Annotated in this window: 12 protein-coding genes; 2 read left to right on the top strand and 10 right to left on the bottom strand. The window is 61.5% G+C overall.

Features of this window, described 5'->3' with window-relative positions; genetic code table 11:
• Positions 1–2: 2 nt before the first annotated feature.
• From ACO08A_RS27385 to ruvX, 10 genes are all read right to left on the bottom strand, one after another.
• The gene (locus ACO08A_RS27385) at positions 3–749 is read right to left on the bottom strand and encodes an NUDIX hydrolase (protein ID WP_422039015.1); all 747 of its coding nucleotides are present in this window, start codon (positions 747–749) and stop codon (positions 3–5) included.
• A complete protein-coding gene (locus ACO08A_RS27380) occupies positions 746–1,216 on the bottom strand; it encodes a DUF983 domain-containing protein (protein WP_422039014.1) in 471 nt (156 codons plus the stop codon). The genes ACO08A_RS27385 and ACO08A_RS27380 overlap by 4 nt, the downstream gene beginning before the upstream one ends.
• Positions 1,213–3,465 (bottom strand): ribonuclease R, encoded by a 2,253-nt coding sequence (gene rnr, locus ACO08A_RS27375; protein WP_422041825.1) that lies wholly within the window; start codon positions 3,463–3,465, stop codon positions 1,213–1,215. The genes ACO08A_RS27380 and rnr overlap by 4 nt, the downstream gene beginning before the upstream one ends.
• A 62-nt stretch (positions 3,466–3,527) precedes the next feature.
• Positions 3,528–6,218 (bottom strand): type I DNA topoisomerase, encoded by a 2,691-nt coding sequence (topA, locus tag ACO08A_RS27370; RefSeq protein ID WP_422039013.1) that lies wholly within the window; start codon positions 6,216–6,218, stop codon positions 3,528–3,530.
• A 216-nt stretch (positions 6,219–6,434) separates the two neighbouring features.
• Positions 6,435–7,574: a DNA-processing protein DprA gene (dprA, locus tag ACO08A_RS27365; RefSeq protein WP_422039012.1), complete on the bottom strand. Its 1,140-nt coding sequence runs from the start codon at positions 7,572–7,574 to the stop codon at positions 6,435–6,437.
• Positions 7,571–8,236: a glycerol-3-phosphate 1-O-acyltransferase PlsY gene (gene plsY, locus ACO08A_RS27360; protein WP_422039011.1), complete on the bottom strand. Its 666-nt coding sequence runs from the start codon at positions 8,234–8,236 to the stop codon at positions 7,571–7,573. The genes dprA and plsY overlap by 4 nt, the downstream gene beginning before the upstream one ends.
• Positions 8,237–8,395: 159 nt before the next feature.
• Positions 8,396–9,268, bottom strand: coding sequence for a DUF3108 domain-containing protein (locus tag ACO08A_RS27355; protein WP_422039010.1), 873 nt, complete (start codon positions 9,266–9,268; stop codon positions 8,396–8,398).
• 35 nt (positions 9,269–9,303) lie between these two features.
• A complete protein-coding gene (locus tag ACO08A_RS27350; protein WP_422039009.1) occupies positions 9,304–10,611 on the bottom strand; it encodes a dihydroorotase in 1,308 nt (435 codons plus the stop codon).
• 6 nt (positions 10,612–10,617) lie between these two features.
• Positions 10,618–11,574 (bottom strand): aspartate carbamoyltransferase catalytic subunit, encoded by a 957-nt coding sequence (locus ACO08A_RS27345; RefSeq protein ID WP_422039008.1) that lies wholly within the window; start codon positions 11,572–11,574, stop codon positions 10,618–10,620.
• A 119-nt stretch (positions 11,575–11,693) separates the two neighbouring features.
• The gene (gene ruvX, locus ACO08A_RS27340) at positions 11,694–12,179 is read right to left on the bottom strand and encodes a Holliday junction resolvase RuvX (RefSeq protein WP_422039007.1); all 486 of its coding nucleotides are present in this window, start codon (positions 12,177–12,179) and stop codon (positions 11,694–11,696) included.
• 138 nt (positions 12,180–12,317) lie between these two features.
• Here ruvX and ACO08A_RS27335 point away from each other — a divergent pair, with 138 nt between their 5' ends.
• Together ACO08A_RS27335 and ACO08A_RS27330 are read left to right on the top strand one after the other, a co-directional pair.
• On the top strand, positions 12,318–13,022 hold the full coding sequence (locus ACO08A_RS27335) for a metal-dependent hydrolase (RefSeq protein WP_422039005.1): 705 nt from the start codon (positions 12,318–12,320) through the stop codon (positions 13,020–13,022).
• Positions 13,019–13,567, top strand: a complete 549-nt coding sequence (locus tag ACO08A_RS27330; RefSeq protein WP_422039004.1) for a cupin domain-containing protein — start codon at positions 13,019–13,021, stop codon at positions 13,565–13,567. The genes ACO08A_RS27335 and ACO08A_RS27330 overlap by 4 nt, the downstream gene beginning before the upstream one ends.
• The last annotated feature ends 257 nt before the right edge of the window (positions 13,568–13,824 follow it).

Genomic DNA, 13,824 nt, shown 5'->3' with positions numbered 1-13,824 from the left:
CTTCAGATCTGATCGCGCTTGAACGCGCCCTTGCGGAAAAAGTAATAGGGAACCTCGGTACCTGGCGAAAGATCCGGGTCCTTCGCAAGTCTTTCTTCGAGGTCTGTCAGAATTGTCTGGGTAATCAGCGGCAGCTCTTTTTCGCGCGCTTCTTCAAGTGTCAGCCAGGCGCAGTCTTCCAGTTCGCCCGAGGGGCCAGTGCCCTCCGGCAACTGGTCCGCAATCGCGTCCGACCAGACGGCGAGAAACCGCGTGTCGAAGCGTCGCGGCCTCTGCGGCGGCGTGATTGCCCTCGCCACCATGCGAAGGCTGCTCAGGTCCGGCTGAATGCCCCTGTCGGCGAATGCTTCGAAACCCTTGCCGAGACGCAGGCCGCCATCAGCTGATTTCTGACCGACGAATATGCCGGCCTCTTCATACGTCTCCCGGATGGCAGCCAGGGCGAAAGCGCGCACGCGGGCGGCCGACTTGCCGTTCTTGAGCCCCTGGGAGAGCTTGGTTTCGACGCTCGGATGGTAGGGCAGAACATTCGAAATACGGCTGTCGCCCGGGTCAACGCGCCCGCCCGGGAAAACGAACTTGCCCGGCATGAACGTATGCCGTTTGTGGCGCCTTCCCATCAGCAGCCTGACCGTCCCGCCGGCATCACGGTCCAGGATCAGCAATGTTGCCGCATCCTTTGGCCGAATATACGGAAAGTCCCCGGCCTTCTCGTCCTTCGCCAGCTGTTTTTCAAACGAACCCGTCATGTGATCCTTTCGGAAGGTGCGGGTGCGACCGGAAATTCGTCCTCGGAGTCCGGATCGAAGCCGTGCATGTAGAGGGCCCATTGAAGTCCGACCAGCGCGCCCTTGATGGGGCGCATGAGCGCAAGACACAGCAGAAGCGTCAAGGGCAGCCAGATCGACATGTGGATCCAGATCGCGGGCCGCCACATCACCTCGACGATCAGCAGAGCCGGAATGATGATGTGCCCGACAATGGTGATGGTGAAGTAGGGAGGCGCATCATCGGCCCGGTGATGATGGAACTCCTGGCCGCACTCGGTGCAGCTGTGCCGCGTCGTCAGAAAGCCATCGAACAGCTTTCCGTGGCCGCAGTTCATGCATGCGTTCCTGGACCCGCGCAACATCGCGGGAATGACCGGTCGTCGCGGCCGTTCCGCGTCGGCCTCGGGGATGTCCACGTTATCCGTCAAATCATATCGAACCGTCACCTTGGCCTCCTTCGGCTCGTCTTTTTCGTGGAGGTCTTTGCGCGTCCGCCCTTGGGAGGTCCGCGCCGTGACTTTGGAGCCGCTTTCCGGATTTTCTTGCCCGCGATGCGTCCGTGACTGAGCAGTTCGAAGGTGAGCGCTCCGGCGAACGGCGCCGCTTCCACAAGCCTGACTTCCACCTGATCCCCAAGTTGGTAAGTCTCGCCCGATTTGTCACCTATCAGGGCATGCGACCCTTCGTCGTAGCGATAGTAATCGAGACCGATCGTGGAGGCCGGAACGAACCCGTCGGCGCCCGTGTCCTGCAGGCGGACAAACAGGCCGGATTTCACCACTCCGGCGATGCGTCCCTGAAAGGTCGCCCCGACCTGATCGCTCATCCAGAGAGCGATCAGGCGGTCGATCGTGTCCCGCTCCGCCAGCATCGCCCGCCGCTCTGCGCCGGAGATTTCCGCGCCGATCGCCTCAAGCTTGCTTTCAATGCCGTCCGGCAGGCCGTCCTTGCCGAACCCCAGCGCGGAGATCAGCCCCCTGTGCACGATAAGATCGGCATAGCGTCGGATCGGCGATGTGAAATGCGCGTAGCGCCGCAGATTGAGGCCGAAATGGCCGATATTCTGCGGCGTATATTCGGCCTGGGCCTGGCTGCGCAGAACGACTTCATTGACGAGATGAGCCTGCGGCGTGTCTTTCACCTTTGCCAGGATGCCGTTGAAGACGGCGGGGCGCAGACCGCCGGAGGACGGCAGCTTCATGTTGAGGGTCGACAGAAATTCCTTGAGGCTTTCCAGCTTTTCCGGTGTCGACGCGTCGTGAACGCGATAGAGCAAGGGGCTCTTTTTCTTCTCGAGCGTTTCCGCGGCAGCCACATTGGCCTGGATCATGAATTCTTCGATCAGCTTGTGCGCATCCAGACGCTCCGGAACATAGACATGATCGACGGTTCCGTCGTCTTTCAGCTTGATCTTGCGCTCCGGCAGATCGAGTTCCAGCGGTTCGCGCGCCTCGCGGCCCTTCTTGAGCACCGCGTAGGCGGCCCAAAGAGGTTTCAGCACGCCCTCCAGCAGCGTTTCCGTCTTGTCGTCCGGCACCCCATCAATGGCCTTCTGGGCCTGCTGATAGGAGAGCTTGGCCGCCGAACGCATCAGGACACGGTGAAAGCTGTGACCGGTCTTGCGCCCCGTCTTGTCGAAAATCATGCGTACGCCGAGCGCAGGTTTGTCTTCCTTTTCGCGCAGCGAACACAGCTGGTTGGAAATGCGCTCGGGCAGCATCGGGATAACACGGTCTGGAAAGTAGACCGAATTTCCCCTGATATTGGCTTCCCGGTCCATGGCGGAGCCTGGCGTGACATAATGCGCGACATCGGCGATCGCGACATAGATGACGTGACCGCCGCTGTTTTCAGGGTCCTCGTCAGGTTCGGCAAAAACCGCGTCGTCGTGATCCTTGGCATCGGGCGGGTCGATCGTGATCAGCGGCACCTGCCGCCAGTCCTCCCGCTTGCCGAGCGTTTCGACCGGCCTGGACGCCTCGGCCTGGGCGTCGACCGCCGAGGGAAAAACGTGCGGAATACCGTGGGACTGCAGCGCGATTTCCGAAATCGCCTTCTCCGAATTCATCGATCCGAAGCGCTCGACAATCGAAGCGCGCGGTTGGCCGTAGCGGCCGGAACGGTTCACCTGTACACTGACAAGGTCGCCGTCATCCGCTTCCTTCAGGTCCGCGGGATCGACATCGAGTTCACGCTGTTTGCGGTCGATCGGTTCAAGGTACGGGGGGCGCTCGCCGTCGCGCTTGCGGAAGATCCCCAGGATGGCTCCCTGTTTCTTTTCGAGCACCTTGATGACGCGTGCGACGTGTTCGGCTTCCGGACCGGCCTCTGCCTCCGTCAGGCGGATGAGCGCGCGATCACCGACGCCGGGCTGGGTGGCCTTGGTTTTGCCGCTCAGGACCAGCACGTTCGGCGGATCGCCCGCCTCCTCGTCCCAGTCGACCGGGACCCCAAGCAGGTCGCCGTCGCTGTCACGCCCGAAAAGCCGGGCGACGAAAACAGGTGGCAGATCGCCGGGGCGGATCATGCGTTTGTTCCGCTTCTCGATCAGGCCCTCCTCGGAGAGGTCCTTGAGCATCTTTTTCAGGTGGATGCGGGCGCCGCCGATAATCCCGAAATGGCGCGCGATCTCGCGCTTGCCGGCGCGGCCCGGATTGTCCGCGACAAAGGCGAGAATGTCCTCGCGTGAGGGCATCTCGCCGGGAACCTTCGCGTGTTTTCGTCTGGTATGCTTGCGCGTGTTGATCCGTTTCGCGTTCAAGACGCGTCATCCCACGGCACGTCTTCAGACGAGGCGTCGACCTCTGCCTTTTTCGCCGTCTTGGCGGTTGTCTTCTTTGCCGTGGATTTGGCCTTGCCGTTAGCGGAGGATGCCTTCTTGGTGGCCGACTTCTTGGCGGCCGTTTTCTTTTTTCCGCCGCCCTTGGCAGCCTTGGCCGCGATAAGTTCCAGCGCCTGTTCCAGGGTCACCGCCTTTGGATCGCTGTCCCTGGGCAGGGTCGCATTGATCTTGCCGTGTTTGACATAGGGGCCATAGCGGCCGTCATAGACGTTGACCGGTCCGCCTTCGTCCGGATGTTCGCCGAGTTCCTTCAGCGGCGTTGCAGCCGCACCTCTGCGTCCGCCGCCCTTGGCGCGTTTTTCAGCCAAGGCATCCACCGCGCGGTTGATGCCGACGGAAAAGACCTCGTCCGGCGCTGAGAGGTTCGCATAGGTTCCCTCATGCAGGACAAACGGGCCGTAGCGGCCGATCCCGGCGGTGATCATCTTTCCGTCTTCGGGGTGCAGGCCGACCTCGCGCGGCAACGACAGCAACTGCAATGCCTTTTCCAGATCCATGTCAGGCGCGGACCAGCCCTTGGGCAGGGAGGCGCGCTTCGGCTTCACTTCCTCGCCAAGCTGAACATAGGGGCCAAAGCGGCCATTGCGCAGCGACACATCCTGTCCCGTCTCGGGGTCGGAGCCGAGCACCTTCGGACCTTCGTCCGCGTTTCCGTCTTCACCGTTCGGCTTGCCGAGCTGACGGGTAAAACCGCATTCGGGGTAGTTGGAGCAACCGATGAACGCGCCCCAGCGGCTGACCTTCAGCGACAGTTGTCCGGTGTCGCAGCTCGGGCACTTGCGCGGATCGCTGCCATCTTCCTTCGGCGGGAAGATGTGCGGTCCGAGCAGCTCGTTGAGAGAGTCGATGACCTCGGCGACACGCAGATCCTTGATGTCGTCAACCGAGCCGGAGAAGCTGGTCCAGAAATCACGCAGCACATCCAGCCAGGACAGTTCACCGGCGGAGATCTTGTCCAGCTGTTCTTCGAGGCTTGCCGTGAAATCGAATTCGATATAGCGCCGGAAGAAACTCTCCAGGAACGCGGTGACGATCCGTCCCTTGTCCTGGGGAACGAGCTGTTTCTTTTCCAGCTCGACATAGTCCCGGTCGCGCAGGGTCTGCAGCGTCGAAGCATAGGTCGAGGGGCGTCCGATCCCCAGCTCTTCCATCTTCTTGACAAGGCTGGCTTCGGTATAGCGCGGCGGCGGCGTGGTGAAATGCTGGTTTGCCTCGATCGGGTCCGAGCTTCCGTCAACCGAAGTCGCAACCAGGGCCGCGCCATTTTCGACGGCCGGAAGACGTTTTGAGTTTTCGTCTTCCTCGTCGTCGCGACCTTCCTGGTAGAGCGCGAGAAAGCCGTCGAACCGGACGACGGAACCGGTTGCTCTCAGGTTGGCATTCTTGCCGGAGCCTGTCGCGACGATCTCGATCGTCGTGCGTTCCAGAACGGCAGACTCCATCTGCGAGGCCATCGTGCGTTTCCAGATCAGCTCATAGAGCCGCGCCTGGTCGGGGTCGAGGAACTTGGCAACATCCTTCGGCCGTCTCGCCAGATCCGTCGGCCGGATCGCCTCGTGCGCTTCCTGGGCGTTCTTCGCCTTGGACGAATAGGCGCGCGGTTTTTCCGGCACATACTTGTCACCGAAGTCCTGGCCGATCACGTTCCGCGCAGCCGCAATGGCTTCTCCGGCAATCTGGACGCCGTCTGTTCTCATGTAGGTGATGAGCCCCGAGGTTTCCCCGCCGATGGAGATACCTTCATAGAGTTTCTGGGCCACCTGCATTGTTCTGGAGGCCGCGAACCCGAGTTTGCGCGAGGCTTCCTGTTGCAGGGTCGAGGTCGTGAACGGAGCGGCCGGATTGCGCTTTGCGGGCTTTGAGGCAACGCTGTCGACCGTGAAACTCGCGGTTTCCAGCATGGATTTGATCGTCGTCGCCTCGGCTTCGTTCTTGATGTCGTGGCGACCGATCTTGCGGCCTTCGAAGCCCGTCACACCCGCCTGGAACGTGTCACCAGCGGGGGTCTTCATGTTGGCAAAGATCGACCAGTATTCTTGGGGCTTGAAGGTCTCGATCTCCATCTCGCGGTCGCAGATCAGTCGCAGCGCCACCGACTGGACACGTCCGGCGGATCTGGCTCCCGGCAGTTTCCGCCACAGGACGGGAGACAGCGTGAAGCCGACGAGATAGTCGAGCGCACGGCGGGCAAGATAGGCATCGACCAGCGGACCATCCAGCTGACGGGGATTGTCCATCGCTTCCAGGATCGCCTTCTTGGTGATCGCGTTGAACACCACCCGCTCGATCTGCTTGTCTTTCAGGACCCGTTTTTTCTGCAGCACTTCCAGAACGTGCCAGGAAATCGCTTCTCCTTCGCGGTCGGGGTCGGTCGCCAGGATCAGGCGATCGGCTTCCTTGACCGCGTTGGCGATTTCCGAGAGCCGCTTCTGGGATTTGCTGTCGACCTGCCAGCTCATCGCGAAATTTTCGTCGGGCAGGACCGAGCCGTCTTTCGGAGGCAGATCCCGGACGTGGCCGTAGGAGGCCAGGACCGTGTAATCGGTGCCGAGATATTTGTTGATCGTCTTGGCTTTCGCCGGCGATTCCACAATAACGACGTTCATTCTTACCCAAATAATTTTGCCGGAAACGGAGCCCCCGCCCGGTGGAGAAGGAGATTTAAGGTGCGCAGACGATCACGGATCATGCGCCGCCTGTCAAATGGACCTTTGCGCGCCCGGGGTCAAGAGACCTCGCATTTGACATGGTTTTCCACGGTTGAGTTGCCCACAGGGCATGCACGCCGCAACGCTCCTTCCAAATTGCTGACACCCCTGCGATCATCCCATGATCAGGGAAACCCTGTGTCCGGCATGGCGTTCGAGCCGGCCGGCAAGTTCGAGTTCCAGGAGAACCACACTGACCGTTCGCGCATCTGCCTCGACAAAACGGATCAACTCGTCAAGCTCCATCGGTGCAGGGCCGAGCGCTTCGATAATCCTGGATCTCGTGGCATCCACCGGCTCATCCGGGTCGGCATCCTGCTGCTGGACGGGTTCGGATAAGCCGCGAAAAAGCGGCAGGGCCGGGCCGGTGTGCGTGGCCATACCCTCCAGGACATCCCGCGCCGATCTTGCCAGCGTCGCCCCCTGACGGATCAGGCCGTTGGCACCTTCCGACCGCGGGTCGAGGGGAGACCCCGGCACAGCGTAGATCTCTCGGTTCTGCTCGAGTGCGTAGCGTGCCGTGTGCAGGGACCCGGAGCGTTTCGCCGCCTCGATCACCACCACGCCGAGCGAGACACCCGAGATCAGCCGGTTGCGCCTCGGAAAATCCCGTCCGCGCGGTTTCCATCCAAATGGCATTTCACTGATGGCCGCACCGCCGGCATCCAGGATCGCCGCAAGGAGGCGGCCGTGTTCGGGCGGATAGAGAACATTCAGTCCGCCTGCGAATACGGCGAGGGTACCTGTCTGCAGCGCCGCCTCGTGTGCGGCAGCGTCGATGCCGCGCGCAAGACCGGACGCAATCGCAATGCCTTGTGCGCCGAGATCGCGGGCGAACCCGGCTGCGAGCTTACGCCCGGAAAGCGAGGCGTTGCGGGCGCCGACAATGGCCGCTATTTGCGGATTGGCCGTCACCTTGCCACCCTTGATCGAAAGCAGCGGAGGCGGACTGTCGATATGCTTCAGATGGGTGGGGTAGTCAGCTTCGCCCAGGGCCACCAGGCGGGCTCCGAAGCGCCGGTGAGCTTCGAGTTCATCGAACGCGTCATGCTCGGTGCAAAGCCGGTAGCTCCGCCTGCCGCCGCGCCTTGAAAGCGCGGGCAGGATTTCAAGCGCTTTTTCTGCGGACCCGGCATGATCCAGCAAATCCCGGAAAGTCGCCGGACCGATGTTTTCCGATCGTATGAGACGCAGCCAAGCCAGACGCTGGTCCTCGGTGAGGCACAGTGTTTTATCCGGTTGGCTCGCGTTCATGTCCCTCCGCTGTCTGTGTCCGCTTCGGCGGTCGGCGCGGAGGTCGACTTTGACCCGATCCGGCTCTCTTCACCGCGCAACAACCTGCCGATATTCTCGTGATGCTTGATCCACAGAAGCACGGTCATGAAGAGGGTCATCTCAGCAAGCTGAAAACGGTTCAGGACGAGATAGAGCAGAACCGGTGTCGCCAGGCTCGCCGTCAGCGCCGACAGGGAAGAGTAGCGGAACAGGACCGCCATGCCGATCCAGATGCCGATGAAGATCAGCGCTGCCGGCCAGTAGAGGCCGAGCAGGATGCCGATATAGGTCGCGACACCCTTGCCGCCCTTGAACTTGAGCCAGACCGGAAACAGGTGGCCGAGAAAGGCACCGAGACCGGCAACCAGAGCCATGTCCTGGCCGTAGATCGCGTTGACGATCAGCACCGCGACGGTTCCTTTCAGGCCGTCGCCGAGCAGCGTTGCCGCGGCGAGCGACTTTCTGCCGGTGCGCAGAACATTCGTCGTGCCGATGTTGCCTGAACCGATGTTGCGGATATCCCCGAGGCCGGCCATCCGCGTGAACACGAGACCGAACGGGATCGAACCCAGCAGGTAGCCGAACGCAAGTGCAGCAAGATAGTAGGGCCAGGCGAATTCCCAGCTGATCGGATCTGGCACGCGAATCTACTCCCTTGTCGCGCTTCGGCAAATTTCTGCGGCACTGTAACCGGCTGTCGGTGCGGATCAAGTCCCGAGAGTGCATTCACGCTACGGCAACTTTCGCATCTGCCGGAAAGAGCGGCGCCACGAGGCCTGCCGGCAATGGATACCTGAGCGTCACCCCTTGAGTTTGTATTTCTCCGCCTGGACGACAAGCGATCCGAAAGGCGCCCTTATGCTCGCCCTGAGCGGCACCAGATAGGGCTTGTCGCCAACGGGTGCTAGCCAGATTTCCATCGACTTGTTGTTGGCAAGCTCCTGGATCGTCTTGCGCTTCGGACGGTGACCGGAAACCGGTTCATACCGGGCCCGGCACACGAGAACATCGCCCTTGAAGCGGCCGTCCGATGTCTTGGCCTTCCGCTTCGACTTGTAGCTCAGATGGACGTTGTAGCGCTCCTTGCCGTCGAAGAGCTCCAGGGTCCGGTTGCAGCTTTCGGCGGAAAGGCCCTTCGGTGCGGGAAAAACGGCTGCGGTCAGCGGGTCCAGCACATTCTTCAGATGATCGGACGTGACCTTGATCCTCTGGTTCATCCGGTCCTGTGGCGGGTTCACCGCAACTTTCTTCACGGTTCCCTCGCGCATTTGCATCGAGATCGTTCCGTTTTCATCGTCGCTTTTGACATTCAGGGAGAAGCTGTCCGGTTGAAGCGTGCCGCCGGCGATGCTGCCGCGAACGTTGACGGAGCCCTTTCCGTCCGAGACAAGTTTGCCGAAGGCCGCCGTTCCACCATTGGCCTTGATGGCGTAGGCGCTGTCGCCGAAGTCGACCGAGAGAACACCGGAGCCGATTGGAAGTCCGACGGCGAAGAGCTTGTATTTCATGTAGAGGTCTGCCGAATGAGCCGGGGTGCCGGCAACGGCAAGTGTGAAGAGCGTCAGGAAAACCGTGCGCATGATCTGATCCATCCATTCCGTCTGGCCGCGCCTTGCTGACGAGATCAGCGCGGGCATTTGCGGCGGATCGAACACCATTTCACCTGAACGCAATCTGAATGGCCCCTTGGCTGCGCAGGGCGTCTGGCTCAGGAGTGTGCGAATACCGTCTTGCCTGCGACGACCGTGCGCAGGACGCGCCCGGAGAAGCGCGCATCCTCGAAGGGCGAGTTCTTCGAATGCGACCGGATGGCGCTTTTTTCAAGCACCCAGGGCCGGTCCGGGTCGAACACGGCGATGTCGGCTGGAGATCCCTTGGTCAGGCGGCCGGCCTCCAGTCCCAGCCTGTCGGCCGGCTTGTTCGTCATGGTGCCAAGCAGGGTAACGAGGTCGACCTGTTCGGAGTGAAACAGCCGCAGAGCCGCCGCCAGCATGGTTTCGAGCCCGATCGCGCCATCTTCCGCTTCTGCCCAGGGGTGCCGCTTTGTTTCAACGTCCTGTGGATCGTGGTTGGAGCAGATGATGTCGATGGTCCCGTCGGCAATCGCGGCAATCATCGCTTCACGGTCTGTCTCGTCGCGCAGGGGCGGGGACATCTTGAAGAACGTCCGGTAGGCGCCGATGTCGTTTTCGTTGTGCGTCAGATGATTGATGGAGATCCCCGCGGTGATATCCAGCCCGCGTTTTTTGCCGACGCGTATCACCTCCGCGCTGTCGGACGTCGAGATCAGGTTCGCATGATACTTGCCCTTGGACATGCCGACGAGACGCAGGTCCCGTTCCAGCATGATGATCTCGGCTTCGCGCGGCACGCCGGAAAGGCCTTTCCAGCTTGCGTTCAGGCCCGCATTCATCACGCCGCCTGCCAGATCCGGGTCTTCCGTATGGTGGATGACAAGGGCGTCGAAGTCCCGCGCATAGGTCATCATCCGGCGCATGACCTGCGCATTCTCGACCGACTTGTGCCCGTTCGTGAAAGCGACCGCACCGGCTTCCTTCAGGAGCCCGATTTCCGCCATCTCGGTGCCGTTCAGTCCCTTGGTCAGGGCTGCAAGCGGATGCACGTTGACGATGGCCGTGTCCCGTGCACGCCGGAGAATGAAATCGACCAGCGCCGGGTCGTCGATGACCGGATCCGTATCCGGCATCGTGCAGATGGTCGTGACACCGCCCGCGGCGGCGGCCTGGGACGCGCTTGCGAGCGTTTCGCGGTGCTCCGCGCCTGGTTCTCCGACCGAAACGCACATGTCGACCAGGCCGGGACAGGCGATCGCGCCTTTGCAATCGACGATCTCCGCGCCGTAGGGCGCGCCCTGGTTGGCCGCTTCGGGACCGGCCGCCAGAATGGTGCCGTCCGCGATGATGATGGACCCTGGTGCATCCAGTTCGCGAGCCGGATCAATCACCCTGGCGTTGGAAAGAACCAGCGGTCTTGGGGTATCGAGTGCCACGGGCATCTTCCTCTATTGATTGGGCAGGTTGGCGGCGAGGGCTTCAAGGACGGCGATCCGCACGGCAACCCCCATTTCTACCTGTTCCCTGATCAGGCTCTGCGGGCCGTCGGCGATGGAGGCGTCGATCTCGACGCCCCGGTTCATCGGGCCGGGGTGCATGACGAGCACATCTTTTCTTGCAACGGAGAGTTTTTCCGCATCCAGACCGTAGTAGCGGTAATATTCGCGGACCGAGGGGACGAATGCACCATTCATGCGCTCGCGCTGCAGCCGCAGCATCATGACAATGTCCGCATCCTTCAGTCCCGCGCGCATGTCGTTGAAGACCTCCACGCCCATCTTGGCGATACCGGACGGCAGCAGCGTTGACGGTGCAACGACACGGACCCGCGCGCCGAGGGCATTCAGCAGGATGATGTTGGAGCGCGCGACACGCGAGTGGGCGATGTCACCGCAGATGGCCACCGTCAACCGGGCGATCTTGCCCTTGTGACGGCGGATCGTGAGCGCATCCAGCAGCGCCTGCGTCGGATGTTCGTGCGGCCCGTCGCCTGCATTGACCACCGAGCAGCCGACCTTGCGTGCCAGCAGATGGACGGCGCCCGCAGCATGATGCCGGACCACCAGAAGATCCGGATGCATGGCGTTGAGCGTTGCCGCTGTGTCGATCAGCGTTTCCCCCTTTTTCACCGAGGAATGGGACACGGCCATGTTCATGACATCCGCGCCCAGCCGCTTGCCGGCAAGTTCGAAGGAACTCTGCGTGCGGGTGGAGTTTTCGAAAAAGAGATTGATCTGGGTGCGGCCCTGAAGCACCTGCTTGCGCTTGTTGACCTGCCGCGAAACCTCGACGGCTTCTTCGGCACGGTCCAGAAGTCCCAGAATTTCGTGGGGGTGGAGCCCTTCAATGCCCAGCAGATGGCGATGGGGGTAGGGGCTGTCTCGATGGGTGTCTGTCGCAGTCATCGAGACCATCCCTATATGGGGAATCGGCACCTTAGACAAGCCACGAATTCAACTCATGCCCGATGTCCACATGAGGCGGATAGCCGAGCGCCGGTCTGAACCTTTGCTCCGCTGCGGGCTCACTCTTGCGAAGACATGAAGCCGAGCCGGTCAAGGAAGCCTTGCAGGATGTAGGCGGCGGCCATCTTGTCGACGACGTCGGCGCGTTTTGCCCGGCTGGAGTCCGCCTCCAGCAGCGTCCGCGTCACGGCGGCGGTTGACAGGCGTTCATCCCAGTACGTGATCGGAAGCTCGGTCTTCTGCGAAAGGTTTCGGGCAAACGCACGTGTCGCCTGCGCCCGCGGGCCTTCGCTCCCGTCCATGTTCAGCGGCAGTCCGAGGACGATGCCGCCGACATTCTGTTTCCCGCAGATTGTGAGCAGTTGTTCCGCATCAATCGTAAACTTCTTTCTGCGGATCGTATCCATTGGCGTCGCGATGCCGCGTCCGAGATCCGACAGCGCCAGGCCGATCGTCTTGGTGCCCAGATCAAGGCCGATCAGGCGGCTGCCGGACGGCAGCGCCGATACGAAGTCTTCGATGGAAAGTGCGGGATCGTTTGCCATGGGCGCGCTTTATCAGGCCCGGGTTGAAAAGACCAGTTGGAACTGTTGAGAGGCCGCCATCGGCAACAACCCATTCTTGCACAAATGAAACCAGCGTCTAAACTCGATCCGCCAAAAGCGTTTCCGCGGGAGATTGAGATGAAACTCACCTGGTACGGTCATTCTGCCTTCAAACTCGAATTTGCAGAAACATCCATCCTGTTTGATCCGTTCCTGACCGGAAACCCGTCATTTCCGGAAAACCTGACGGTCGATCAGGTGACCGCGGGCGTCACCCATGTGGTGCTGACACACGGTCATGACGATCACATCGGAGACGCGATCGAGATCCTCAAGAAGAACGGCGCACAGCTGACTTCGAACTTCGAGATCTGCATGTGGGCGGGCCGGCAGGGGATCGAAAACATCAACCCGATGAATTCTGGCGGCATGGTCGATACCGGCACGTTCAAGGTCGCGCTGACGCGGGCAGAACATTCCTCGTCGAAGCAGACAGACGGCGAGGCGATCTATCTGGGAAATCCGCATGGGGTCATCATCGAGGTGCCGGGAAAGAAGGTGCTCTATCACATGGGGGACACCGACATTTTCTCCGATATGGCACTGATCAACGAGATCTACCGCCCGAAGATCGGGATCGTTCCTGTTGGCGACCGCTTCACGATGGGTGGCCGGGTTGCGGCCATGGCCTGCACGAAATTCTTCGACTTCGACACGATCGTCCCCTGTCACTTCGGAACCTTTCCCATCATTGAGCAGTCGGCGGACGCTTTCGAAACCGCCATGGGCCCTGATGCCGCCAAGGTGAACACGCTGGCACCGGGTACGAGCATCGAGATATGAAGCAGCCGCTCCGCTGCAAGGCCACGCCGTGGTTCGCCAGGCTGACTGCCGGCATCCTGATACTCCTGTGCGCGGCCACCTTGCCGGGTCATGCAACCGAGGCAACGGCGATCCCGGCCGAGAAGCCGGACACCCCAACAGCGGTGACAGCGCCGGCATCGGCACCATCCGGGGCATCCTATGAAAAAGTGCATGAGGTCTTTTCGGGCGACAGAACCGTCGCGGGCGAAAAGATCACCTTCCCGCAAAAGGACGCTTCGGTCAGGGCCATCGTCGTGACGCTGGAGCCCGGTGAGGCAACGGCATGGCACCGGCACGGCGCGCCGCTCTTTGCCTATATCCTGCAAGGCGAAGTCACCGTGTTCTATGAGGGGATCGGAGAGAAGGTGTTTCGTCAGGGAGACGGCGTGATGGAAGCGATGGCCGTCACCCACCAGGGACGGAACACGGCCGATGGCGAAACGCGCATTCTCGCGGTTTTCCTGCTTGGAGACAGCAGGGAGGCCGTCGTGCCCGAGGACGCGCCGGCCAAGGGACTGCACTAGCCGGAAGTGGCGGCCGGCGCGGAAGGATTGCGCCTGGGCGTATTCACGCCGATTCCGTCCGGTTCAACCCGAATTGGGCCGCTTGCAGTGATCCCCGGCAACCAGCTTGTCAGTCCGGCTGAAGCGCAGCGGAAGCAGAATGGCCGCTTCTCGTAGCACCGTGTCTTTGCGCCGGTGTGAAAAGGGTCTTCGTCGAGACGCAGATCCCGTCAAGTCATGTCGGAAACAGGCGGCGTGTGGGTGTTTTTACATACGCG

This window comes from Roseibium sp. (genome assembly GCF_965232425.1).
In the GTDB taxonomy this organism is placed as follows: domain Bacteria; phylum Pseudomonadota; class Alphaproteobacteria; order Rhizobiales; family Stappiaceae; genus Roseibium.
Note: the sequence above shows the minus strand (reverse complement) of the source record. Positions and strands in the feature narration are given on the sequence as shown.